The organism is Phocaeicola vulgatus ATCC 8482, assembly GCF_000012825.1.
Classification (GTDB): Bacteria; Bacteroidota; Bacteroidia; order Bacteroidales; family Bacteroidaceae; genus Phocaeicola; species Phocaeicola vulgatus.
Genome location: NC_009614.1, coordinates 3,381,484 through 3,404,948, shown reverse-complemented (window position 1 = coordinate 3,404,948; position 23,465 = coordinate 3,381,484). Strand labels below are relative to the sequence as shown.

Genomic DNA, 23,465 nt, shown 5'->3' with positions numbered 1-23,465 from the left:
CATGAAAACCCGGTATGTCCTTTCTTGTCTTCTGCTCGGCAGCGCCCTTTCCGTTTCCGCACAGAAAATGGCTGTCAAAAGCAACCTGCTTTCCGCCGCCAACGGTGCGCTGAATGCCGGTGTGGAATATGCCTTCGGCCCCAAATCCACATTCGATTTGTCCGGCAGCATACGCCCGTGGAAACGCACGGAAGGATATGTCAACAAATATTGGCTCATACAACCTGAATACCGCTACTGGACTTGCCAGAAATTCAACGGCAGTTTTTGGGGAGCCTATCTCAACGGAGCGCAGTTCAACGTAGGAGGGAAAAAGATGCCTTTCGGACTCTTCCCCTGGCTGAAAGAGCACCGGTATGCAGGCTGGCTGACAGGTGGAGGCATAAGCTACGGATATCACATCATGCTCAACCGCCACTGGAATATAGAAGTTTCCGTCGGTGTAGGGTATGAATATATCGACTATAAGAAATATAAATGCCCCGACGTGTGTGCCGAGCTACTGGAAAAAGGCCATTATCACTATTTCGGCCCTTCCAAAGCATCTCTGAGTATAGTTTACATATTTAACTAAAGAGCCATGAAATACTTATTCTATTTTATATCATTTATTTTTCCTGCGCTTTGCTCATCGGCGCAACCGGCAGAACGGGACAGTTCGATTTACATCGCCTCCTCCCGGCTCTACCGGATGGGAGAAAGTCTGGTAGTGTCCATGCAAGTAGACATTACCAGGCAGATTCCCTCCAACGAATCAGTCATACTGATTCCCCGGCTCAGCGACAGCCTGGACAACTTCATCCAGCTTCCCGCCATCTATGTGAACGGTCGTAAACAGCATATTTTCTTCCAGCGTGAAACCGGCAGACAGGAAAAAGACTATGAAGAGTTACGCCGCCGCAATGACCGCAAACAAAGCGTACACTACTTGCGCAGCATCCCCTTCACCCATTGGATGAAGCATGCCTCCTTGCATCTCATCGAAAAAGAATGCGGATGCGGAGTTCCCCGCCATACAGACTCCACCTATCTGACCCGCCTGAACATCCTTCCCGATATCCATCCGCACGTAGCGTTCATCACTCCGCAGATGGAAGAAAGGAAAGTGCGCGAAGAAAGCGGACGTGCCTATCTGGACTTCCCGCTCAACGAAACAACCATCTATCCCGAATACAGAAACAATCCGGCCGAACTGGCAAAGATAAAGCGCAGTATCGACCTGATAAAAAACGATACCAATGTAGTCATTTCGCATATTGACATCCATGGATACGCCTCTCCCGAAGGCCCCTACTCCAACAACGAGCGTCTGGCGCGGGAACGGACCCGGACCTTGAAGGACTATGTATGCAGCCAATATGCTTTCAACGATACATTGTTCACCACCCATTACACCCCCGAAGACTGGGACGGATTTGTCAAGTTGCTGACCGACACCGTTATCACCCATCGCGAGGAACTGCTACATATTGCAGAAAGCAAAAGCAGCCCCGACGGGAAAGAACGGAAAATACGGAAACGTTATCCCGAAGAGTTCCGTTTCATCCTGCAACATTGGTTCCCCGGCCTCCGCCATTCAGACTACACCATCCACTATGTGGTACGTCCGTTTACGGTAGAGCAGGCCAAGCAGGTATTCCAAAGCAATCCCAAGAATCTGAGTATTGAAGAGATGTTCCGCATAGCCCGGACCTATCCTGCCGGCAGTCCGGAATACAATAAGATTTTCATGACGGCCGTTCTGCTTAATCCGGAACACCCCGTTGCCAATCTCAATGCAGCCTGCATCCTGCTCTCGCAGGGAGATACCAAAGGCGCCTCACTCTATCTGGACAAAGCCGGTGAGACTCCCGAAAAGACCCTTTTGCAAGGCATCATGCAAATGCTGAGCGGGAACTATACCGAAGCGGAGAACCTGCTGCGCAAAGCGGAAGAAGCAGGACTGCCCCAAGCAGGTGAAAACCTGAAGATATTACATGAGATTTACTAATCACATTTTTAACTAAAACATTTTTACATTATGAACAAAAAATTATTATTATCCTTCGCTCTTGCAGCTGCAATGACAGGATGTATCAATGATGCAGATGTTCCCTCAGGAAACGGAGACAATCCGGCTACCGGAGCCAGAGGAGGAAACATGGAGATTTCATTTCTAGTTCCCAACTCTTCCAACGGCAGCCGTGCCGCTTCCGCCGAAGACTCCGGAGTTTACGAAGACGGAACCGCCGAAGAATACAAGGTGAGCAATGTAACCCTCTATCTGTTTGACTCTTCCAGCAAGAATCTGGTTACTACCATCAATGTAACTCAAAGCGATCTGGGTGCAGGCACTTCCAGCGGAGAGAGCAGCAAAGAAGGACAAACCATTGTTTATCCTTGCAACAAGGAAATCACAGTAAAACCGGGCAACTATGACATCCTTGCCGTAGCCAACGGTTCACAGACCTTCGAAATAGGTCAGGAATCCACATTATTGGGACAGATTGATGCCTCCACCTATGGAAACGGCATGATAACCAGCGTACCCGGAAGCGGTTTCATCATGTCCAACCGCGGCTCTGCCAATATGAACATCACCGTGGAGTCTCCCGAAGAAAGCGACACCAAAACACAGGTCAGAATCAATCTGGAACGTGCCGTTGCCAAACTGATGGTCAGAAATGACAGCAAGGAAATCTACACGCTGAAGAACCCTGCCGGAGTGACTTACGCCACAGTCCGTCTGAACAACTACAAATTCATCAACCTGGCAAACAAGTTCTACACCTTCCGCCATGTCGCTACACTGGATAACGCTCCTGAGACTCCGTCAGCTCCGTCGTCTTACAGCGTGGAAGCAGGAAACTTCGGTAACATCGCCGACAACAACGGTTACCTTATCGACCCCTATTTCTTCGACAAGACCGTAGCAGGAGCCACTACCAATTTCACAGGCGGTTCATTCTACACCAACCACCTGTCAAAACAGACAGACAGCAACTGGTCGGGCCTGGCCGATGCAGGAAAGTACGTTTCCATGTACTGTCTTGAAAACTGTATGTTCCGTCCGGCACAGAACACGGTGTACACCACCGGTATCATGCTGAAAGGTACATTTACCCCCGAAGCTTCACAGACCATCGGTAACAACGGTAATCCGGTAGAAGACCCGCTTGTATTCAACACACTGTATTATTTCAACTATAAGTTCTACACCACACTGGCAGCTGTAGGCAAATATGGCGATGCCAATATTGATGGTTTGACAGAAGAATCCAGTGATGCAGAACTGGCAGCCAAGCAGATTACCCGTTTCACCAAGAACGGAGGCAATTTCTCCACTTTCTACAACTACTGGATCAAACATCTTGACAACAACAACCCCACCGTCATGGGCGTCATGGAGTTCGGTATTGTACGTAACAACATCTACTCTGTCAACATCACCAGCATCAAGAACCTGGGTCCCGGCACCCCAGACACCAAACCCGATCCGGATGAAAACAAAGCATTCCTGGACGTAGAATTCGGAGTATATCCGTGGATTGTCCGTGACCAAGATGCCGACCTTGAATAAAACAGTCTCAAAATAGAAAAACAATGAGTAAAACTGCTACTATCCTCTTCGCCCTATGTACTCTTTTCTGTAGTGCATGTTCCTGGGTAGACGATGACCGATCCGATTGCCCCACAGGCTGTTGGCTAAAGTTATCCTATACCTACAATATGCTGAACGTAGATGCCGTGACCACTCAGGTAAAAGATGTCACGCTATTTATTCTCGATCAGGAAGGCAACTATATAGTCCGGGAGGAAGTAGACAGTCTTACATTCCATCAAAATGAATGTACAATCCAAGTCCCCTCCCTGCCTCAGGGAGATTACACCTTTCTGGTCTGGGCAGGATTGGCGGACTCACTTTACCGGCACACTCCCACCTCACTGACACTGTTACGCAATGAGGCGGGAGAACAATCCGAAAAACTTTCATCTCTATTCCACGGGCGGCTGGACAACGTGCATATCAGCGGCGAATATCAGGTTTTGGCTCTCTCTCTTACTAAAAACACGAATATTCTGAGCTGCATATTGCAAAGCCAGTCGGCCGCCCCTCTGGATACAGATGATTTCCGTCTGGAGCTGACAGCCCGCAACGGATGCATGGATCACCGGAACACTCCGACAGACTCCGTTTCCACCTGCTATCTCCCCTTCATGCAGGAAAGCGCCAACTTGGAAGACATACAGGTAGTACATGCCGGAATGAATACATTGAGACTGATGGAAAATGACGACACCCGCCTACGGTTAATCCATCAACCGGATGGAAAAGAGATTTTCGATATTCCGCTGACACCCTACCTGCTTCTGTCACGTAATGTCGAAACAACCTACATGCCTCCACAAGAATATCTTGACAGGCAAGACCGCTATAACCTGATATTTTTCCTGAGCCCGACAAATGATCCGCAGAAACCTTACATATGTTTACAAATGCAAGTAAACGGCTGGATAATACGTATAAATGATGCAGAATTAGATAAATAATCTTTCTGTTTTGAACATTTCAGTCTATATTCGATTCCGTAATGAAAATTACTTATTATGTAAAATCTATAATACGGAACCTTATGAGAAATAAAAAAAAATTCAACGAGTTTATGAACAAAACGATTGAAGAGCTGAAAGACGAGAAACGTTATGGCACGGCACACGTCTATCAAAGTACCTTGAACGCTTTCTGCGAATTCTGCGGATGCAAGATTGTTTACTTCCACCAGCTCAACAGGGCCACACTGAAAGAATTTGAGACCCACCTGCGCGACAAGCAGCTGAGCTGGAACACCGTTTCCACCTATATGCGGACACTGCGCGGCGCCTACAACAAAGCGGTGGACCAGAAAATAACCACCGGCAACTCCCGCCTGTTCAATCACGTCTATACCGGAGTGAAAAACGATGTCAAGCGTGCGCTGGAAGTGGAGGAGATAAACAAGCTGCTGAACGAAGTTCCTCTGAAGAGACTACCGGAAGACCTGGTGCGGTGCAGGGTTTGGGCAAACCTGATGTTCCAGCTGCGCGGGATGCCTTTTGTTGATCTGGCCTTTCTTCACAAAAGTGACTTGAAAGGTAACACACTTTCTTACCGCCGGCATAAAACGGGCGGCCAAATGATAGTGGATATTCCGCCAACAGCAATGGAACTGATCAGACAATATCAGAATACCGACTGCAACTCTCCCTATCTTTTCCCCATCCTGAGCGGAACCAAAACCGGAGAGGAGCTGTACATAGAGTATCAGCAGGCGCTACGGATCATGAACTATAATCTGGGCAGACTGGCAAGACGATGTGGAGTGATAACCAAGGTCAGTTCATACACTACCCGCCATACCTGGGCCACCCTTGCCAAATATTGTAATTTCTCTGAACAACTAATCTGTGAGGCTTTTGGACATTCGTCAGTGAAAGTTACAGAAACATATTTGAAAAACTTCAAATATGAAGAGATAAAGAAAGCTAATGATGCAATAATTCTATACGTTTCAAAAAATGGAAAGAAAAGAGCATAAATAGATAAAACGTTGAATATCATGGCATTTTAATTCTGTTACTTTGTAAGTAACAGAAAATTCATCAATAAACATATTATATAATTCACATCTCGCTATTTTACAACGAATAAGATATAAATATCTGAAATATAACATTTTAATGCATTGCGCTGATTGTGTGAAGCGTGATGTCTATCATCATTTTTATCTAATTTAAGAAATGTTCATTTCATTATTACTTTTTATCTATTAGACAATCTTTTTTATTAATTTTTAGAAAAGAAGCGGGGCATTTCTTGTTTGTTATCAATTTATTGTCTATTTTTGTCCCCGAATAAATTCTGTTACTTACAAAGTAACAGAAGAGCAGAAGAAAGAAAAAAAGCGACATAGTTGAAACCTATTGAAAAAAACATCATATAGATCTGACATATAAAAAGTTTTACCTATGATACAAGTCCAGAGATTCAACAAAGTACTAAAATTAGCAGTCATTCTAGGAGATTTAGTCATTCTGAATGTACTTTTCATCTCATTTAATTCAATATGGAACGAGTTGTTTGGGGAAAGAACCTGTAGCGGCACTTTACCCCAAATTCTGACTCTGTTCAGTGTATGCTATTTTGCATGCACTATTTCAGGAGGTGTCATACTGCATCGTCGGGGAGCCCGTGCCGACCAAATTGTATTCCGGGTACTCCGCAACGTGTTCTATTTCTCTTTTTTATCGACCGGACTGATGGTATTATCCGAGCTTGAAATATATTCCAAACGCTTTTTTATCTATTATTTCATTCTGCTCATCCTCTGTATCACTGTCTATCGCCTGCTTTTCCGTTTCTGCATACAGCTATACAGAAGCCATGGAGGAAATTTCCGTACCGTCCTCTATTTGGGAAGCACCGAAAATATAGCCGAGCTGTACCATGAAATGAGCTCCGACGCTACCACCGGCTACCGGGTACTGGGCTATTTCGACACCACCCCCAATGCCAAATTCCCCGCCAGTTGTACCTATCTGGGAAAACCGGAGCAAGTTATCAGTTACCTGGCACAGCACAAGGTGAACCAGCTTTACTGCTGCCTGCCCTCGGCATTGAGCGAACAGATCGTGCCGGTCATCAACTATTGCGAGAACAACCTGATACATTTCTACAGCGTGCCCAATGTACGCAACTACCTGCGCCACCGCATGCACTTTGAAATGATAGGCAGCGTGCCCATCCTCAGCATCCGCAAGGAGCCCTTGGGGAAAATAGAGAACAGAATGTTGAAACGCATATTCGATGTAATCTTCTCACTGCTCTTTTTATGCACATTATTCCCCATTATATTCCTTATTGTAGGAGTGACCATCAAAATCACTTCTCCGGGTCCCATATTCTTCCGTCAGAAACGTAACGGATTGAACAACAAAGAATTCTGGTGCTATAAATTCCGTTCCATGAAAGTCAACAAGGAATCGGACACCTTACAGGCCACCCTCAACGATCCCAGGAAAACCAAATTCGGCGATTTCATGCGCCGGACCAATATTGACGAACTTCCGCAATTCATCAATGTATTGCTGGGAGATATGTCCATTGTAGGGCCACGCCCCCACATGTTGAAACACACGGAAGAATATTCCAAGATAATCAATAAATACATGGTCCGCCATTTCATCAAGCCCGGTATCACGGGATGGGCGCAGGTGACCGGTTTCCGTGGCGAAACCCGCGAACTGGAAGACATGGAAGGACGTGTGAAAGCCGATATATGGTACATGGAGCACTGGTCTTTCCTGCTCGACCTTTATATTATGTACAAAACCGTGGCAAACGCGCTGCACAAAGACAAGCAAGCTTATTAAAACAAGACCTGAAAACTGAAAAATTTTAAATAACAGAGAGCCAAAAAAAATGAGAAGATTAAAGTTGACCCTATTCGCGCTGGTTTCCCTGCTGCTATGCAGTTGCAGCGCCTACAAAAAGGTACCCTACCTTCAAGGTTCCGAGTACCTGAACATGGCAAATGTCCAAACACCCCTGTATGATGCACACATCATGCCCAAAGATTTGCTGACCATCACGGTAAACACCAGTGACCCCGATGCCGCCATTCCTTTTAACCTGACGGTAGCCACCCCCATCACGGCAAACAGCAAAAGCCTTACCAGCCAACCATCCCTGCAACAGTATCTGGTAGACAATAACGGGAACATTGATTTCCCGGTCTTGGGCACACTGCACATCGGCGGCCTCACCAAAAGCCAGGCGGAAAACATGATAAAGGAAAAACTGAAAACCTATATCAAGGAAAACCCCATTGTGAATGTACGCATGGCAAACTACAAAATCTCCGTGATGGGAGAAGTTGCCAAACCCGGCACATTCACCATCACCAATGAAAAAGTAAATATCATGGAAGCGCTCGCCATGGCGGGAGACATGACCGTATACGGACAACGCAACAAAGTGAAACTGATCCGTGAAGACGCGCAAGGCAACCGCCGGGTGATTCCGCTGAACCTGAACGATGCCGACATCATCGTATCTCCTTACTACTATCTCCAGCAAAACGATGTGGTGTATGTCACCCCCAATAAGACCAAAGCCAAGAATGCAAGTATCAGCAACAGCACCACCATCTGGTTCTCGGTAGTAGGAACTCTGGTTGCACTGGCCAGCCTGATCGTAACCATAACCAAATAAACAGAACTATGAAAGAAGACTTATACGACGACCTCTATCTGGAAGAAAAAGAAGAAAAGACCGATTTCAAAGCGATTCTTTTCAAATACGCCATCCACTGGCCCTGGTTTCTGGCATGTACCCTGCTGTGCATGGCGGGAGCCTGGCTCTATTTGTGTTACACTCCATCGGTGTACAACATCTCGGCATCCGTCATCATCAAGGACAATGACAAGAACAGCAAAGCAAGCAGCGGCATGGGCGACCTAGAAGACCTGGGCTTCTATTCCTCCATCAACAACTTTGACAATGAAGTGGAAATCCTGCAATCGCGCACGCTTATCAAAAAAGTGGTGGAAGAACTGGATCTTTACATCAGCTATGCCACGAAGAGCAGTTTCCATGACATCGAACTTTACAAAAGTTCCCCTGTGAAAGTATGGATTACCCCCGAAGAAGCCCAGAAACTGCCCGCCCCCGCGCGTCTTCACCTGACCTTGCAGCCGGGCAACAAGCTGAATGTGAAACTCCGGATAGGAGAAGAGGAATACAACAAGCAGTTCGACAAGCTGCCCGCCTTGCTGACCACCCCGTCGGGCACGTTCAGCTTTACCCCCAAAGACTCTACAACCGTCCAAAGCACGCAGGAAATCATGGCTACGGTTTCTTCCCCCCGCAGTGTGGCAAACGCTTACCGGGGAGCATTGAGCATAGAGCCTACTTCCAAATCCACCACTATCGCACAGATCTCTGTCAAGAGCACGCATACGCAGCGCGGCATGGATTTCATCAACAAGCTGGTGGAAGTCTACAACCGGGATGCCAACGATGACAAAAACGAAGTGGCTACCAAGACCGCGGAATTTATTGATGAACGTATCAAAATCATCAACGGCGAATTGGGAACCACGGAACAGGAACTGGAAACCTTCAAGCGCGATGCCGGGCTCACCGACTTGAAAAGCGACGCCCAACTGGCATTGAGTGAAAACTCGGAATACGAAAAGAAACGTGCTGAAAACAGCACCCAGCTCCGGCTGGTACAATTCCTGGCCGGCTATGCCAACAATCCGGATCATGCCTACGAAGTACTTCCGGTCAATGTGGGCCTGACAGATACCGGTCTTGCCGAGCTGATCAACCGCTACAACGAGATGCTGCTGGAACGCAAGCGCCTGCTCCGTTCCTCTCAGGAAAACAACCCGGTGGTAGTCAATCTGGATGCCAGCATCCGCGCCATGCGCAGCAATGTGCTGACCACCATCAACAGCGTACAAAGAGGTTTGGCCATCACCCAGGCGGATCTGGAACGTCAGGCAGGCAAATATGCCGGACGCATCACCAATGCTCCGGGACAGGAACGCCAGCTGGTCAGCATCTCGCGCCAGCAGGAAATCAAAGCCGGCCTTTACCTGATGCTGCTGCAAAAGCGTGAAGAAAACGCCATCACTCTGGCATCTACCGCCAACAACGCCCGCATGGTGGACGAAGCACTGGCAGATGCCATCCCCGTATCTCCCAAAGGGAAGATGATTTATCTGGTAGCACTGATTCTGGGAATCGCCCTGCCGGTAGTTGTCATCTATATCATCGAACTCTTAAAATACAAGATAGAGGGCCGCGCCGATGTGGAAAAAATCACCTCCCTTCCCATTGTGGGCGATGTACCCCTGTCGGAAGATAAAGGAAAAGAAGAAAGCATTGTAGTACACGAAAACCAAAACGACCTGATGGCCGAAACCTTCCGTAATGTACGCACCAATGTACTTTATATGATGAGGAGCGACGAGAAAGTCATATTGGTTACCTCCACCACCACAGGAGAAGGCAAAACCTTTATCGCTTCCAATCTGGCTGTCAGTCTGGCTTTATTAGGAAAGAAAATCGTGATCGTGGGGCTTGACATCCGCAAGCCGAGTCTGAACAAAGCTTTCAACTTATCACACAGGGAACAAGGCATCAGCCAGTTCCTCGCCAATCCGGAACATACCGACCTGATGTCGCTGGTACAAGTTTCACGCATCAATGCCAACTTGTCCATTCTGCCCGGAGGGCCTATTCCTCCCAACCCGACCGAACTGGTGGCACGTGAATCTTTGTCTCAGGCTATCGACATACTGAAAAAGCATTTTGACTATATCATTCTGGATACCGCCCCCATCGGCATGGTGACCGATACCCTGCTGATTTCGCGCGTAGCCAACGCCAGCATCTATGTGTGCCGGGCAGACTACACCCACAAGGCAGATTATACTTTAATCAACGAACTGAGCGAACAGAAAAAACTGCCCAACCTATGTACCCTTATCAACGGACTGGACATGAAGAAAAAGAAGTACGGATATTACTATGGATACGGCAAGTATGGCAAGTATTACGGATACGGTAAAAAATACGGTTACGGCTATGGATATGGCACTGAAAATGTAAATAAAAAGTAATTTCAAAAGTAATTACATAATAACATAAGACTAATTCTCTTTCCAATGTGTTAATATTTTAACAAATTCAGAAGAGAATTAGTCTTATTACGTTTCAATATATAAATATTATTTACTATATTTTTCTTTCGAAACATCAAAACAGGGACACTGTTTCACCCATTCCTCAGGCTCTATCTCGCCATTTCCGTTCAAATCCGGACTTAAATCCCGATGACCGCAAACCTTGCAACCGGGATAATCCACCAGCAACGTCCTGACCAGTACACGCAACGAATGTTTCTGCCACACCGTCCGCGTATCCTCCGGCCTGCCCCGCTCACTGATTCCCCCCTCATAGCATATCCCGATACTCTGCGCATTATACCCACGCGCATGCGCCCCGATTTTCTCTATGGGACGGGTTGTTTTTATATCCCCGTTCTTGCGGATATAAAAATGATATCCGGGTCCGTTCATTCCACGCCTGCGGTGGCACACCTCCAAATCCTGTTCGGTAAAGTCCCTGTCCGCCTTTGTGGCGGAACAGTGGACAACAATCAGATTAATCACTCTCATCCCCCTATGCACGAGCTGATTCCTACTACACCCGCAATAGCCGTAGCTACTGCAATCACCACTTTCAAAATAGTGCTCCAGACAGATTTACCTTTCATTCTACAGTTTTTTTTTAATTAAACACTTGTCCGCCATCTACTTAAGCAGGCTTTTGCTCCCCCTTCGTTTTCACCGGCAATTTATCCACTTTCGTATATTTCAGTGCTGCCAGAATACCGCTTAGCGCAATACCCGGACGGAAATTGATACGCGCTTTTCTAATCATCGACACATCATACGTATCCTCCGTTTCCGCACCTCTTCCGCTCAGCCCTATCTGGAAAGTGCCCAGATCGGCAAGCCTTACGATCTCGCCCCCTTCCAGAGCCTCCATAATCACATCCTCCAAGGCAACAAGCACAGCCATAACATCCGCACGCGTCACCGTACAGGTTTTCTGAATACGATCCGCCATTTCGCGAATCTCCACATGGCCATTGGCCTGAGCTTGTGCATAAAACTTAGGCACTGCATCCTGATCAAGCGGATTATTACGCTTTACCACCGAATAAGAAACTGTTCTTCCCATACTTTTTCAAATTAAAAATTAAAACTTGCAAATTAAGAAACACACTGGCAATCAACCGTTAACCACTAAGCCGGCTATGATTGACTTTTGATTACACTACAAAGATACGATGAACCGGAAGCCCCGTGTAGACATTTGTAGAGAAGCGTAGGAGATTGTCGGGAAATGTCGAGAATAACTTACAGAGAGAGTAGGAAAACAAGGACATTTTGCGTATCTTTACCCTATAATCAAAACGATAAAAGAACATGAACCAAGAAGAAAAAGCATTCATTATCAGAGCGTATGACAAAGCGGAACTGGCAGAACTATACAGCCCGGGGCGAACTGCCGCGGCAGCCCTGCAAACCCTGTATCGCTGGATGCGGAGAAACATGCAGCTACAGGAAGAATTGAACGAAGCGGGCTACAACAAATTCCGCCACAGCTTTCTGAAGCATGAAGTGGCAATCATAGTGAGGCATCTGGGAGAACCTTAGGACATACGCTTCCCAAAGAACCTGTTATCTACATTGAAAGACCTTGTTGTTTTTTTAAAATTCCCTGTTGTTTTACCGGAAAGGTCCTGTTGTTTTTTGAAAACAACAGGACCTTTTTCACCTGCATTTAAGGCTCACAAGGCTCAGGGCTCACTTAGGCGGTTTTCTGAGCCAAGATTTACCGGTCTTTCTATACTTACCATCCTCTTTCTCAACGATTTGATAATACACCAAACGCAACAAATAACGTTTCACGGATGCTGTAGGCAACCCGGCTTCATTGGCAGCCGCCATCAGCTCCGAATAGGTGAACTCGCGCGGCATTTTTTTCAAGACGGGACGCAGTTTGAAAAAAGCCTTTACCGGCCTGATTCTTCCGGCAGTATCATCCATGGAAGTGGAAAGCAGCAAACTGTGTTCCAGCAACACATCCACTATCTGCATCGCCGTATGGAAATCCTCATCCGAACACTTCCACTCCGATGTATTCCATTGCGGCTCACACTTACGCAATGCAGTCAGCACCATGGCAATACGAGACATCATCAGTCCGTGGCGCAGCACAATGGCCCCCGGAGAATCATCATCTTCCGCCACTACCTCACGCAGATACGTTCTGAAACGCTCCGTATGCTCTTTCCATTGTTCCTCGGTGAAAACCACCTCGGTAGGCGATCCGGAGAGAAAGATGAACATACGCAGCAGCTCCTCGCCCATCCCTTTGAAATAAGCGCGCATATCCAGCCGGGCCTTGCCGGGGTTTGCCGACTTATACTCCCAGTGGGCCTGTCCCACATAGAAAGCCACACGGCTGTACATTCCATTCTCCAGCGAAGAAATAAATTTATGCAACTGGGCGGGAGTACCCGAAGCGCATAATGCCAGATGAGGATCACTCACAACAACAAGCCGGTGATCCGTCTTGAAATAAGAAGACACCTCCTCGTGCTGGGAAGCGGCACGCATCACATCATCATGTTTTCCATACTCCTGGTGCATGGCAGAACTTATCATGTCCAGCTCGGAGGCATTCATCACCAAGCCGACCGCTCCACCCGCCTCCAAAGCCAGTATCAACTGGCTTTTCGAAATATTGGGAGCCACCTTCAGGATGCGTTCCACCGGCATCTCCGGGCATTGGTCCAAATCGGGAACCCTCTTTTCCTGAGCGGCAAGCCGTTCCTCCAGATTCCACTTCAGCAGCTTCTGCCGGTACTCACGCTCATCCTTCCTGTTCAATTCATCGTAATACTCCTGAATGGCTGCGGGCAGAATTGCCGCCAGCTGCATCACCCCCTTTCCTCTGCCCGAACCGGCCAAAGCCACCAGATAGAGATCGGCGGAATAAACCATTCCTCCATAATTCATCCTCACCCCCGGCAGGCAACCGCTGATGTTGGTAATCATGGAGAGCAACAGAATATCCCTCTCGCGCTTGTTGCGGACGTGCGTCAAACCACGCTTCAAAAAGTCGGGCAAACGGTCGAACAGTTCATCCGGAAGACACGGAACTTCACGACGCAACTTGTCAGCCTCAAGTTTCTCTAACTCAGCCTCTTCCTCCCCCTCATTGGGCTCAGAATACCGCATAGGTGAGCCCTGAGCCTTGTGAGCCCTGAAAACAGGTGTTTCGGGCCCCTTGTTCATGTCGGCATACCGGTATCCGGAGTCTATGCGCGGAGGTATATCCCCGGCGGCACACCCCATACCCGCCAACCTTTCCACCGCCAGCGTTTTCAGCCGGAGCAACTCTTCCTCGCCCACTCCTTTATAGCGGGCGATACGTCCCAGCTTCAACAAGAACTCATTCTTTTTGCCATCCACAAAGGGATTCTGCTCCAGGAACTCGTTGAAGAATGTGTGCAACATGCCCGAAGCCGCAACGGGAGGCCCGGACGCACCTGCCGGGGTCTTCACTTTCAGCTCCGCCAGAATCTCCCCCACCCTGTCGGGATGCTCCGTCACAAAGCGCCGCCAGGGAAAAACTTCGGTATCCGGACGAAAAAAAGCCTCCGGATCATACGATGCAAAGCAAGGACGGGTGGGATTCTTGCAACTCATGTCACAGGGAAAGGCAAGAAGCTGCGCCACGTGCCATGCCACCAACGCGTATGCCATACGATACTCGTCCACACTCTCCGCTTCCACACGCACCACCAGTTTCAGCCCGTCGTACGAAACGCTGCGCCATGCCGCCTTCACCCAAGGAGTGTCCTTCAAGACCTGCAAGAACTCAGACACACGGCCGTTACATTTATCCACATCCAGCATGGCGTCCCCGCTCCACTGCTTCAGATTGGTTTCGGCATGGCTCCCATCGCAACGCCCGGCTATCACCAGCGCGGCCAGTTTTCTCTTTAACTTCTTGGCCTCTGTCTCCCTGCCCGAAGCCTTCAGGCGCTGATACTCTTCTACTTGCACCTTCCAGCGTTCGCCACGCAGAAGCTTCACAAACTCTTCCAATGTCATATCCACGGCATGTTCATCGAACACCGAGAAATAGAAAGAGCATAAATCGGTATAAACCATTCATGTATGAATTTAAATTATCAAAAGGAGGGCATTTCCCTCCACCATGAAAGCAAAAGTATATTGCAAACCCATACAATCAAAAGTTAAAATTGTACACTTGCCCAATGTAAAGCACTGATTTACAATACCCATTTATGATACAAGTGTACAAATAACCGGGAGACTTCCTTTTAATGTCTTTTCACATTTTGCTCCTTATTTCCTTTCTTTCCTCTTTTTCTTCTCTTTCCGTTCTTTCTTCTTCTTTTCCTCCTTTTTCCGCAGAAACTCGTCTATATCAGCCAACATACTTTTGCACATGCGCTTCAGAACTCTCATTTCCTCATCAGTGTAGCCTTCACCGGACAGGCGATATCCGGCCATGATTTTTTCCAACTCTTGAAGGAAGCTCAATCTGCCACTATTTTTCTTATAAATCTTGATTTTTCCACAATGTTAATATCATTTAAAATATAAAAAGCACAAAAGTATAAATAAATACGTCATTCTTGTTAATTTTTTCATTTTTTGCGAACAAATAGCTTGTTATCGTAAAAAAATGTCTATATTTGCATCAGAATTTAACGACAAGCTTACCTGGGAATGACACAGGTAACAGCGTAGCGTGCTCAAGAGGCATCATTTCTTTCATTTTTTAGAACATCTAACATTACTTTTCCTTCCTCCGAATATGAAAAAATGGCTAGTGGCGTATGTCCGCCTTCACCACGAAAAGAAGACGGCCGAACGGCTGACCGCAATGAACATAGAGAACTTCCTGCCTGTACAAGAAGAAATCCGCCAATGGACTTACCGGAAAAAGAAAATAAAACGGGTGGTTATCCCCATGATGATTTTTGTCCATGTAGATGCAGCCGAACGTTCGCAGGTGCTCACGTTGTCGGCCATCAGCCGGTATATGGTGCTGCATGGCGAACATACTCCGGCGGTGATTCCGGACGAACAGATGGAACGGTTCAAATTTATGCTGGATTATTCGGACGAGGCGGTGGAGATGTGTACCGCGCCATTGGCTCCGGGAGAATTGATACGGGTGGTCAAAGGTCCGCTAAAGGGTCTGGAAGGAGAACTGGTGGAAGTGGATGGAAAAGCGAAAGTGGTGGTAAGACTGGATTTGCTGGGATGTGCTGGGGTTGATATGCCGGTGGGGTTTGTGGAGAAGATGAAATAAGGATGGCGGACGCTAGGAAATGTGGAGGGGAATTTGTAGCTTTGCGGTAAGAAAGGAGAATAAACGCATGCGTTTGCAATCTAAAGAAATACAGACCATCATCCAAATAGCTAAAGATATTTATGGTGAAACAGTGCAGGTATATCTCTTCGGTTCCCGTCTGAATGACGAAAAGCGTGGAGGAGATATTGATTTATTAGTCCGCAGCACGGGAGAAAAGAAGGGTGTATTGGCACGCATCCGCATGACCGCACGCTTGAAACTGCATTTGGGCGACCAAAAGATTGACGTCATCGGTGACCATGAGGATTCACCGGTAGTGCAGGAAGCCTTGAAAAACGGAATACAACTGATATGACAGAAAAGAAAATTCACAGAATTATTCTTTGCTTGAAACGGATGTTACCGTCATTTTGAATGAACTGTTTTCCAAAAGTGCCTTCAAAGGCAACAGACACGCTTGAGGTGTGATACAGGCTATTCTTTCCCGAAACTTTTTTCTATAACATAAACTTCGTAACAAAGTTATCGAGAGGAAGCAAACGCATTTAGAAGTTCACCGTTAAATAAGATTTTCTCTACCATCTACTAATTTATAAAAAAGCAGTCGCTCGATCTGTGACCGTATGAAAAAGAGGTAAGGTTCATATCCTATCTTGGGTCGGAATATAGAATTCCATAAAGAAATGGTTAATATTAAACAAGATTCATTCGTTGGTAAATGAAACCTGACCCATCCTGTAAGAGAAACTTAATTGGAAGAAATTTTCTAAATTCATATTGTTGACTATTAGCTCATTAAAAATAACATTTTTTCTTGAAATCAGAAAGATATCTATTAAACAAATAGAAGAAAAACTTTTAAAATAAACATTCCATCCATCAATGTCTGACAATTTTAACAAAAATCGCTTAGCTAAAAACACCATTTTACTTTATGTACGTATGCTGTTTACGATGTGGTTAAATTTGTATACCACACGTTTAACACTTGCCAATCTTGGTGTAGAGGATATGGGAATCTATGGTGTCGTTGGTAGTATTGTCAGTATGTTCGCTGTTTTCAGTGGTGGAATGGGCAATGCCGTACAACGTTTTCTGACCTATGAAATAGGACGTGATAACGGTGATCCAAATAAAGTATTTTGTTCTTGCTTAAATGTCATATTCTTATTGTCCGGAATCATATTTATACTACTTGAGGTCGGAGGTCTATGGTTTCTACATACCAAAATAAACATACCAGCGGAAAGTATGGATGCAGCCCAATGGGTGTTTCAAATATCAGTACTCACTTGTATAGTCAATCTTATAAGTATTCCTTATAATTCACTAATCGTAGCACATGAAAAAATGAATGCTTTTGCTGCTATCAGTATTCTTCAAGTAATCTTAACATGTGCTTCAGTCTATTGCCTTAGTTACTTTCCTACCGGCCGTTTATTAATCTATGCTATATTGATGGCAACAATAAGCATATTAATAAGAATAACTTATCAGATATATTGCCATCGCAAATTTCCGGAAGTCCATTACCATATGATTATAGACAAAAACCAAATAATGCAAATTGGCAAATTTGCCGGTATATCCTCTACTTCCGGTGCTTTGCAGGTTCTTTCGTCACAAGGGTTTATCCTCGTTATCAATCTTACATTCGGGGTGGCTATTAACGCTGTATATACAATTTCAATGCAATTGAAAAACTCAGTTCTGTCATTTGCTCAAAATTTGCAACGTGCCATTGCTCCACAAATAACAAAAACATATGCCAATGGTGAGCTGGATATACATAAAAAGCTTGTCTATGCAGGAAGTAAATTTCAAGTATTTCTTATTTTTTTTATAATGATACCATTTCTTTTTCAAACGGAATATATCATGCACCTCTGGCTAGGTAATGTGCCACCATATGCTGTGACTTATGCACAATGCACCATATTTCTGAGTCTTACCTATGCTTCTTTTGAAACAATACGAACAGCAGTATATGCAACCGGTAATATTACTAAATTTATGATATGGCCCGAAGCTATATATTTATTAGTTTTGCCTATCAGCTACTATGCCGGCATAACAACCAATAATCCTAATGCCTTGATAATAGCAATGGTATTATATGAAATATTTGTTTGTACAATACGAGTATGGATAGCATCAAAAGTTTCAATCATAAGAATAAATGAATTGCTTAAAAAAGTAATCAAACCCTGTTTCTTTGTAGCTATACCAGCATCGTTTATATGCAAAATAATTACATTGTTTATTCCACAGACTATTTGGGGGCTAATCTCGATTCTCTGTTTAAACAGCATTTCATTAAGTTTAATCATTATAGTAATCGGATTAAGCAAACAAGAAAGAAATATGATAAGTACATTCTTAAAGAATAAAATGAAATAAATAGCAATGACATATATACTTTCTGATTATTGCCAATTGTTTAGAAATAAAAATAGACTATTTTATTCAGAGTTCGGAATGGTTATAATATTCTGATACAGATTCTATTGTATAACTCATATACAAATTATATACTTTCAAACAGAATGCAGATACAAAAACAACAGCAAAATAAAAAAATTCTTACTTCGATAGATTACATAATATAGATAAACGCTCAACGCCAAAGATATTATCAAACAGATAAGAAATTAGTTGATAAAAAGGCTACCTAACTATCCAAATAATTTCTAAAATAGTTCTTTACTTATTTGAAGAATAGATAATATAACATTAACAGCTCAAGTACAGAATAATTTATCAGCTTTCTTTCTCTAAGAAGAAAAAGTTTTTTCTTCTTAGAGAAAAACAAAATAATCGTCCTGCCTCCTAATCATATATTAATATCACAATCCGCAAGATGAATGAAATTATCAGTACTAGATTATTGCACACTCATCGGATTAGAAAAATAAAACAATAAAGAGCAAAAATAATATTCCTTTTCTGAAAAAACAATTTAACAATTATATTATGAACTTATTAGATAAACTTATTTATCATTGCTCACAACCACGTTTGCGATTATTACATTCTCTGTTTTTTAATTTCAAGTTACTTCCTATTAAACAAGCGATTAAGCTGCCTATATATATATATGGTCCTATTAAATTCTATTGGCTATGTGGAAAAATTGAATTAAGATCGGAAAAAATTTTCTCTGGCATGATAAAGCTTGGACGAAATAACGAATTTTTCAATGGTACTGATAAAAGTTCTTTTATCCTCATGGAAAAGAACTCTAAAATCATATTTGAAGGTCCATGTGCTATAGGTAATAATTATAAAATACGTGTAACACAAAATGCAGAACTAATATTTGGTGCTTATACTTTTTTTGGCTCTTCTATTAAATTTATTTGTTCTAATAAAATTAAAATTGGAGCATACACACGATGTGCTTATGAAAGCCAATTTGTTGATTCCAATTTCCATTTTGTATTAAATATGAAAACAGGAAATGTAACAAGGCGAGAAAGTGAAATTTTAATAGGAAAATGTAATTGGATAGGTAACCGCACATCAATAACAAAAGGAAGTAAAACAAAAGATTTTTCAATCATATGTGCAGGATCTTTAATGAATAAAGACTATACACAAAACGAAGAGAATTTTATTATGCTTGGAGGATCTCCTGCAAAAGTTTTGACATCAGGATTAAAGCGTATATTCTCAACCGAAATAGAAAAAGATATTATATATTTTTTCAACAACAACCCAAAAGCCAATAATTATAATCTCACTTCTGAACTCAGTGATGATTTTAAAGATATACATTATTGGTTTGAACACATGATGTAATATTACTATGAATAAAATAAAAATAAACTTATTATCCCATGGGAGATTTCACATGGTTGATTTAACACGTGAACTAAAAAAACAAGGATTTGATGTAAAACTATATTCATTTGTTCCCCCCAAAATGTGCAAAAAGTATGGTTTATGTAATGAAGACTTTTACTCACTATTCTATATATTAGCACCATTAGTATATATCAGTAGGCACTTTAAATCTTTTGATAAAATTCGCAACATAATACAGGATGTAATAATGGCAATTATAATGAGGAAGTGCAATATTCTAATATCTTTAACAGGCTTTATTTTCGCTCCTAAAAAAGCCAAAAGAAATGGTGCGACCATCATATTTGAACGAGGATCCAAACATATTTTAGAACAAGAGAAAATTTTAAAACACATCCATAATAGAAAAGAGATAGAAGTAATACCATCTTTCAACATAAAAAGGAATTTAGAAGCCTATAATATAGCCGATTATATATCAATCGCCTCACAGCACGTAAAAGAAAGCTTTATAAAAAATAATTTTAATCCGAATAAATTATTTATCAACCCTTATGGAGTAGATTTATCAATGTTTAAACCTACCCTTAAAAAAAATAAGCCTTATGATGTAATTATGGTTGGTGGATGGTCATACCGCAAAGGTTGTGATCTTATTATCGAGGCAATGAAGCAAATGAAACTAAAATTCTTACATGTTGGAAGTATTGTGGATATTCCATTCCCCACAAATATACCTCATTTTACTCACATTGACGCTGTTGACCAGTCAAAACTTATAAATTATTACCATCAAGCAAAAATCTTTCTATTTCCATCACGAGAAGATGGATTTGGTATGGTATTATCACAAGCCATGGCATGTAACTTACCTATCGTTGGAAGTCCAAACTCAGGAGCACCAGACTTGAAAGAAATGATTGCTATTCAAGACTGCATTACTATCATTCAAGATTACACCATAGATTCTATAATTAATGCTGTAAATCAAGCACTTCAACAGTATGATAAACTTTATGAGGTTTACGCAGGCGAAGCCGTTAACAACCTCACCTGGGAAGCATACGGCAATAGATATGCAAATTTTATAAACAAAATTATTTCAGACAAAACGCAACATTTACTATGAGAATACTTTCTGTTGGTTCGCTATCCGGAATGAGCAACACTTGCTTACACAGAAATTGGGCATTGCACAAAGTTGCAGATGAAGTAGATGAAATAAATACTCAACTCAACCCTATTACATTATGGGGACGCATATGCTATCATCTTTTCTTTTTAGGATTGCCAATACGTATACCTGAGAATAATAAGGAAAATGAGAAAATATGCAAAATGGTAAAAAATAAAGATTATGATATCGTATGGATAGATAAAGGACACACGATATTACCTTCTACACTTAAATATATAAAAAAAATATCTCCTAATACTATTATAGTCAGTTATTCTCCAGACAATATGGCATTACGTCATAATCAAACTCAACAATACTTAGAAACGATTCCACTATATGACTATTTTTTCACAAATAAAAGTTATATTCTTGATAATATGCGTAAATTAGGGGCCAAGAATATTTTTTTTGTAAATAATTCCTACGAAGAAACTTTTCACCATCCATATAATTTAACTGAACAAGAAAGAATCGAACTAGGTGGGGATGTCGGTTTTGTTGGCAGTTGGGAACAAGAACGTTGTGACAGTATTTTATATCTGGCAGACAATGGAATAAAGGTACGTGTATTTGGTACAAAAGAATGGCAAAAATACAAAAATTACAGTCCCAATCTAAAAATTGAAGACCATGGTTTAAAAGGGATAGATTATTCAAAATCACTACAAGCTTTTAAAATATCCCTTTGTTTTCTTCGTAAAATAAACTACGATTTACAAACAAGCCGTTCTGTTGAAATTCCTGCTTGTAGTGGTTTTATGATGGCAGAACGAACTGATGAACATCTTTCAATGTTTGAAGAAAATAAAGAAGCTGTTTATTTTTCCTCCAAAGAAGAACTTTTAGAAAAATGTAAATACTATTTAGTACATGATTCTGAACGTAAATCAATAGCTTTAGCAGGACGTAAAAGGTGCATAACTTCAGGTTATAGCAACGAGGGAATGATACGTTCTGCCTTTAAACTTATTTACAATAAAAAAGGATAGCAATATGTTACAAATAAAAAAATGGGGACATTGTATCATTCTTATTGCTATTGCTGTTGAACTTATACTATGGCCATCATTAGAAAACCTAATCGGATGTGGAATGACTTTAATCTGTTGGATTATTTTTAGCAAAATAGGCTTAAATGAAACAACAATAAAAGAACACATATTTAGCTGGCTTGTATTTTTATCAATGAGCTTATACCGAATATTACCACTTTTAGCAACCCTTTTAGAATGCCACTCTATAGGATACAACTTCGTTAATCCAATCGAAACATATTTAGGCGAAACATGCCTATTTTTAATATCAGCTTTAGCTTTTTATCTTGCAACAAATCAAAAGAAAGCACTAATAAGCTTAAAAATAAGACTATACAAATGTGGATTTTATGATCGTGTATCAGATAATACTATTTGGTGCTTAGGGATTCTTGGATTAATTATTAGGTTCTATTTAATGAGTACTCATATTCAAATTGGAGATATCATAGGAAAAGCCCTTTCAGGATTCACTTTTTTTCAATATGCCCCTATCATGCTTTTTTTTCCATCTCTATATAAAATGAGTAAACTAAAAAAAATTATAGTTTTCAATAAAGGTGGAGTAATATATTTTATATTCATCATATTATTATCATTTGCTACAAACAGCAGATACGCCATACTAGAACCATTTGGAACATTTGCACTATTATTTTTATTATCATACATTCAGCATCCAAGTCGTTTACGGCAAAATATAAATAAAAAATATATTATATTAGGCATTTTCATTATTATATTTTTAATACCATTTGTAAGTGATGTATCATTAGCAATGCTTGCCAATCGAGGAATTCGTGGAAAAGTAAGTACTTCCGAACTATTCAGTAACACTATTAACACTTATCTCGATAGAGATAAAATGAATTTACTCCGCAAAATAAAAGATGAAAAAAATCTTACCACACTCAAAGAGCAACCCAAAGAATGGTCGGAAAATTATGTTAGCAATTTTGCATTAAATCGTTATTGTAACATGCGTGTAAGTGACAATACATTATATCATGCAAAGAAAGTTGGCTTTGCTAACGAAAAAATGTATTCTGATTTTTGGAATGAAATTATAGCACTACTCCCTTCGCCCATATTGAATTCTTTAGGTATTCAATATAACAAAAATGAACGCTATTCTCGTGGTGATAAATTAAAAGCACTATCAACAAATAGTCCTCCTTTTGCATCCTACCTTGTTACCAGCCATTTAGCCGATGGTCTTTTAACATTTGGATTTTTATATTTTCCAATAGAGTTTTTTCTCTTTTATCTAAGATTTCTATTTTTAGATACATTTATAATCAAGCACAACAAAAGAGTTATTTATTCTATTTTAGGATTAACTACTATTTTTTCTTTTTTAGCAATGTTCAGGAATGCTGGAGGAGCATGTGATAGTCTTCCTTATTTATTACGCGAATATTGGCAAGATATTATATTGTTTTTAATAGGATTTTCCATATTAAAAAAAATTATTCGATAACAA

General features: G+C 42.3%; 21 protein-coding genes. 16 read left to right on the top strand and 5 right to left on the bottom strand.

Going from position 1 to position 23,465, the window contains the following annotated elements; translation table 11 throughout:
* The first annotated feature begins 1 nt into the window (after window position 1).
* The 8 genes from BVU_RS13490 (at window position 2) to BVU_RS13455 (ending at window position 10,650) form a co-directional block, all read left to right on the top strand.
* On the top strand, window positions 2-574 hold the full coding sequence (locus tag BVU_RS13490; protein WP_011965694.1) for a DUF3575 domain-containing protein: 573 nt from the start codon (window positions 2-4) through the stop codon (window positions 572-574).
* Between the two features lie 6 nt (window positions 575-580).
* Window positions 581-1,990 (top strand): DUF3868 domain-containing protein, encoded by a 1,410-nt coding sequence (locus BVU_RS13485; RefSeq protein WP_011965693.1) that lies wholly within the window; start codon window positions 581-583, stop codon window positions 1,988-1,990.
* A 30-nt stretch (window positions 1,991-2,020) separates the two neighbouring features.
* Window positions 2,021-3,559 carry an Mfa1 family fimbria major subunit gene (locus BVU_RS13480; RefSeq protein WP_011965692.1) on the top strand — a complete coding sequence of 513 codons (1,539 nt, stop codon included), beginning with the start codon at window positions 2,021-2,023 and terminating at the stop codon, window positions 3,557-3,559.
* A gap of 23 nt (window positions 3,560-3,582) precedes the next feature.
* Window positions 3,583-4,530, top strand: a complete 948-nt coding sequence (locus tag BVU_RS13475; RefSeq protein ID WP_011965691.1) for a FimB/Mfa2 family fimbrial subunit — start codon at window positions 3,583-3,585, stop codon at window positions 4,528-4,530.
* A gap of 83 nt (window positions 4,531-4,613) precedes the next feature.
* Entirely contained in the window at window positions 4,614-5,555 is a 942-nt protein-coding gene (locus BVU_RS13470) for a tyrosine-type recombinase/integrase (protein ID WP_005841347.1), read from the top strand.
* A 430-nt stretch (window positions 5,556-5,985) separates the two neighbouring features.
* On the top strand, window positions 5,986-7,389 hold the full coding sequence (locus tag BVU_RS13465; protein ID WP_005848111.1) for an undecaprenyl-phosphate glucose phosphotransferase: 1,404 nt from the start codon (window positions 5,986-5,988) through the stop codon (window positions 7,387-7,389).
* A gap of 49 nt (window positions 7,390-7,438) precedes the next feature.
* A complete protein-coding gene (locus BVU_RS13460; protein ID WP_005848112.1) occupies window positions 7,439-8,230 on the top strand; it encodes a polysaccharide biosynthesis/export family protein in 792 nt (263 codons plus the stop codon).
* Window positions 8,231-8,238: 8 nt separating this feature from the next.
* Window positions 8,239-10,650 (top strand): GumC family protein, encoded by a 2,412-nt coding sequence (locus BVU_RS13455; protein ID WP_011965689.1) that lies wholly within the window; start codon window positions 8,239-8,241, stop codon window positions 10,648-10,650.
* A gap of 108 nt (window positions 10,651-10,758) precedes the next feature.
* Here BVU_RS13455 and BVU_RS13450 read toward each other — a convergent pair whose 3' ends face one another.
* From BVU_RS13450 to BVU_RS13445, 3 genes are read right to left on the bottom strand one after another with little or no spacing between them, the layout of a single operon-like run.
* Complete coding sequence (locus BVU_RS13450) at window positions 10,759-11,208, bottom strand: N-acetylmuramoyl-L-alanine amidase (protein WP_005848115.1); 450 nt, start codon at window positions 11,206-11,208, stop codon at window positions 10,759-10,761.
* On the bottom strand, window positions 11,205-11,306 hold the full coding sequence (locus BVU_RS22380; protein WP_005848116.1) for a smalltalk protein: 102 nt from the start codon (window positions 11,304-11,306) through the stop codon (window positions 11,205-11,207). The genes BVU_RS13450 and BVU_RS22380 overlap by 4 nt, the downstream gene beginning before the upstream one ends.
* Before the next feature lie 41 nt (window positions 11,307-11,347).
* Window positions 11,348-11,776 (bottom strand): HU family DNA-binding protein, encoded by a 429-nt coding sequence (locus tag BVU_RS13445; protein WP_005848117.1) that lies wholly within the window; start codon window positions 11,774-11,776, stop codon window positions 11,348-11,350.
* Between the two features lie 248 nt (window positions 11,777-12,024).
* On the opposite strand from BVU_RS13445, the gene BVU_RS13440 reads away from it, so the two are divergent.
* The gene (locus tag BVU_RS13440; protein WP_041174458.1) at window positions 12,025-12,255 is read left to right on the top strand and encodes a DUF4248 domain-containing protein; all 231 of its coding nucleotides are present in this window, start codon (window positions 12,025-12,027) and stop codon (window positions 12,253-12,255) included.
* Window positions 12,256-12,405: 150 nt separating this feature from the next.
* Here the strand turns inward: BVU_RS13440 and BVU_RS13435 are convergent, their stop codons facing one another.
* On the bottom strand, window positions 12,406-14,784 hold the full coding sequence (locus BVU_RS13435) for a DUF3987 domain-containing protein (RefSeq protein WP_011965687.1): 2,379 nt from the start codon (window positions 14,782-14,784) through the stop codon (window positions 12,406-12,408).
* 198 nt (window positions 14,785-14,982) lie between these two features.
* Window positions 14,983-15,180 carry a hypothetical protein gene (locus BVU_RS13430; RefSeq protein WP_005848119.1) on the bottom strand — a complete coding sequence of 66 codons (198 nt, stop codon included), beginning with the start codon at window positions 15,178-15,180 and terminating at the stop codon, window positions 14,983-14,985.
* Between the two features lie 277 nt (window positions 15,181-15,457).
* Between BVU_RS13430 and BVU_RS13425 the strand changes: the two genes are divergently transcribed.
* The 7 genes from BVU_RS13425 to BVU_RS13395 all read left to right on the top strand — a co-directional run bounded on the left by BVU_RS13425 (window position 15,458) and on the right by BVU_RS13395 (window position 23,462).
* The gene (locus BVU_RS13425) at window positions 15,458-15,958 is read left to right on the top strand and encodes a UpxY family transcription antiterminator (RefSeq protein ID WP_005848120.1); all 501 of its coding nucleotides are present in this window, start codon (window positions 15,458-15,460) and stop codon (window positions 15,956-15,958) included.
* 67 nt (window positions 15,959-16,025) lie between these two features.
* On the top strand, window positions 16,026-16,316 hold the full coding sequence (locus tag BVU_RS13420) for a nucleotidyltransferase domain-containing protein (protein ID WP_005843728.1): 291 nt from the start codon (window positions 16,026-16,028) through the stop codon (window positions 16,314-16,316).
* A 527-nt stretch (window positions 16,317-16,843) separates the two neighbouring features.
* Window positions 16,844-18,361 carry a lipopolysaccharide biosynthesis protein gene (locus tag BVU_RS13415; RefSeq protein WP_011965685.1) on the top strand — a complete coding sequence of 506 codons (1,518 nt, stop codon included), beginning with the start codon at window positions 16,844-16,846 and terminating at the stop codon, window positions 18,359-18,361.
* Window positions 18,362-18,934: 573 nt separating this feature from the next.
* Window positions 18,935-19,762 carry an O-acetyltransferase Cps9vM gene (locus tag BVU_RS13410; protein WP_011965684.1) on the top strand — a complete coding sequence of 276 codons (828 nt, stop codon included), beginning with the start codon at window positions 18,935-18,937 and terminating at the stop codon, window positions 19,760-19,762.
* A 7-nt stretch (window positions 19,763-19,769) separates the two neighbouring features.
* Complete coding sequence (locus BVU_RS13405) at window positions 19,770-20,897, top strand: glycosyltransferase family 4 protein (RefSeq protein WP_011965683.1); 1,128 nt, start codon at window positions 19,770-19,772, stop codon at window positions 20,895-20,897.
* Window positions 20,894-21,937 (top strand): CgeB family protein, encoded by a 1,044-nt coding sequence (locus BVU_RS13400; protein WP_041174457.1) that lies wholly within the window; start codon window positions 20,894-20,896, stop codon window positions 21,935-21,937. The genes BVU_RS13405 and BVU_RS13400 overlap by 4 nt, the downstream gene beginning before the upstream one ends.
* 4 nt (window positions 21,938-21,941) lie before the next feature.
* On the top strand, window positions 21,942-23,462 hold the full coding sequence (locus BVU_RS13395) for a hypothetical protein (RefSeq protein ID WP_011965681.1): 1,521 nt from the start codon (window positions 21,942-21,944) through the stop codon (window positions 23,460-23,462).
* Window positions 23,463-23,465 lie beyond the last annotated feature (3 nt).

Bases quoted from the DNA above. Each gene is read 5' to 3' on its own strand.
- BVU_RS13490 (WP_011965694.1), top strand. From the start codon at position 2: ATGAAAACCCGGTATGTCCTTTCTTGTCTTCTGCTCGGCAGCGCCCTT.
- BVU_RS13485 (WP_011965693.1), top strand. From the start codon at position 581: ATGAAATACTTATTCTATTTTATATCATTTATTTTTCCTGCGCTTTGC.
- BVU_RS13480 (WP_011965692.1), top strand. From the start codon at position 2,021: ATGAACAAAAAATTATTATTATCCTTCGCTCTTGCAGCTGCAATGACA.
- BVU_RS13475 (WP_011965691.1), top strand. From the start codon at position 3,583: ATGAGTAAAACTGCTACTATCCTCTTCGCCCTATGTACTCTTTTCTGT.
- BVU_RS13470 (WP_005841347.1), top strand. From the start codon at position 4,614: ATGAGAAATAAAAAAAAATTCAACGAGTTTATGAACAAAACGATTGAA.
- BVU_RS13465 (WP_005848111.1), top strand. From the start codon at position 5,986: ATGATACAAGTCCAGAGATTCAACAAAGTACTAAAATTAGCAGTCATT.
- BVU_RS13460 (WP_005848112.1), top strand. From the start codon at position 7,439: ATGAGAAGATTAAAGTTGACCCTATTCGCGCTGGTTTCCCTGCTGCTA.
- BVU_RS13455 (WP_011965689.1), top strand. From the start codon at position 8,239: ATGAAAGAAGACTTATACGACGACCTCTATCTGGAAGAAAAAGAAGAA.
- BVU_RS13450 (WP_005848115.1), bottom strand. From the start codon at position 11,208: ATGAGAGTGATTAATCTGATTGTTGTCCACTGTTCCGCCACAAAGGCG.
- BVU_RS22380 (WP_005848116.1), bottom strand. From the start codon at position 11,306: ATGAAAGGTAAATCTGTCTGGAGCACTATTTTGAAAGTGGTGATTGCA.
- BVU_RS13445 (WP_005848117.1), bottom strand. From the start codon at position 11,776: ATGGGAAGAACAGTTTCTTATTCGGTGGTAAAGCGTAATAATCCGCTT.
- BVU_RS13440 (WP_041174458.1), top strand. From the start codon at position 12,025: ATGAACCAAGAAGAAAAAGCATTCATTATCAGAGCGTATGACAAAGCG.
- BVU_RS13435 (WP_011965687.1), bottom strand. From the start codon at position 14,784: ATGGTTTATACCGATTTATGCTCTTTCTATTTCTCGGTGTTCGATGAA.
- BVU_RS13425 (WP_005848120.1), top strand. From the start codon at position 15,458: ATGAAAAAATGGCTAGTGGCGTATGTCCGCCTTCACCACGAAAAGAAG.
- BVU_RS13420 (WP_005843728.1), top strand. From the start codon at position 16,026: ATGCGTTTGCAATCTAAAGAAATACAGACCATCATCCAAATAGCTAAA.
- BVU_RS13415 (WP_011965685.1), top strand. From the start codon at position 16,844: ATGTCTGACAATTTTAACAAAAATCGCTTAGCTAAAAACACCATTTTA.
- BVU_RS13410 (WP_011965684.1), top strand. From the start codon at position 18,935: ATGAACTTATTAGATAAACTTATTTATCATTGCTCACAACCACGTTTG.
- BVU_RS13405 (WP_011965683.1), top strand. From the start codon at position 19,770: ATGAATAAAATAAAAATAAACTTATTATCCCATGGGAGATTTCACATG.
- BVU_RS13400 (WP_041174457.1), top strand. From the start codon at position 20,894: ATGAGAATACTTTCTGTTGGTTCGCTATCCGGAATGAGCAACACTTGC.
- BVU_RS13395 (WP_011965681.1), top strand. From the start codon at position 21,942: ATGTTACAAATAAAAAAATGGGGACATTGTATCATTCTTATTGCTATT.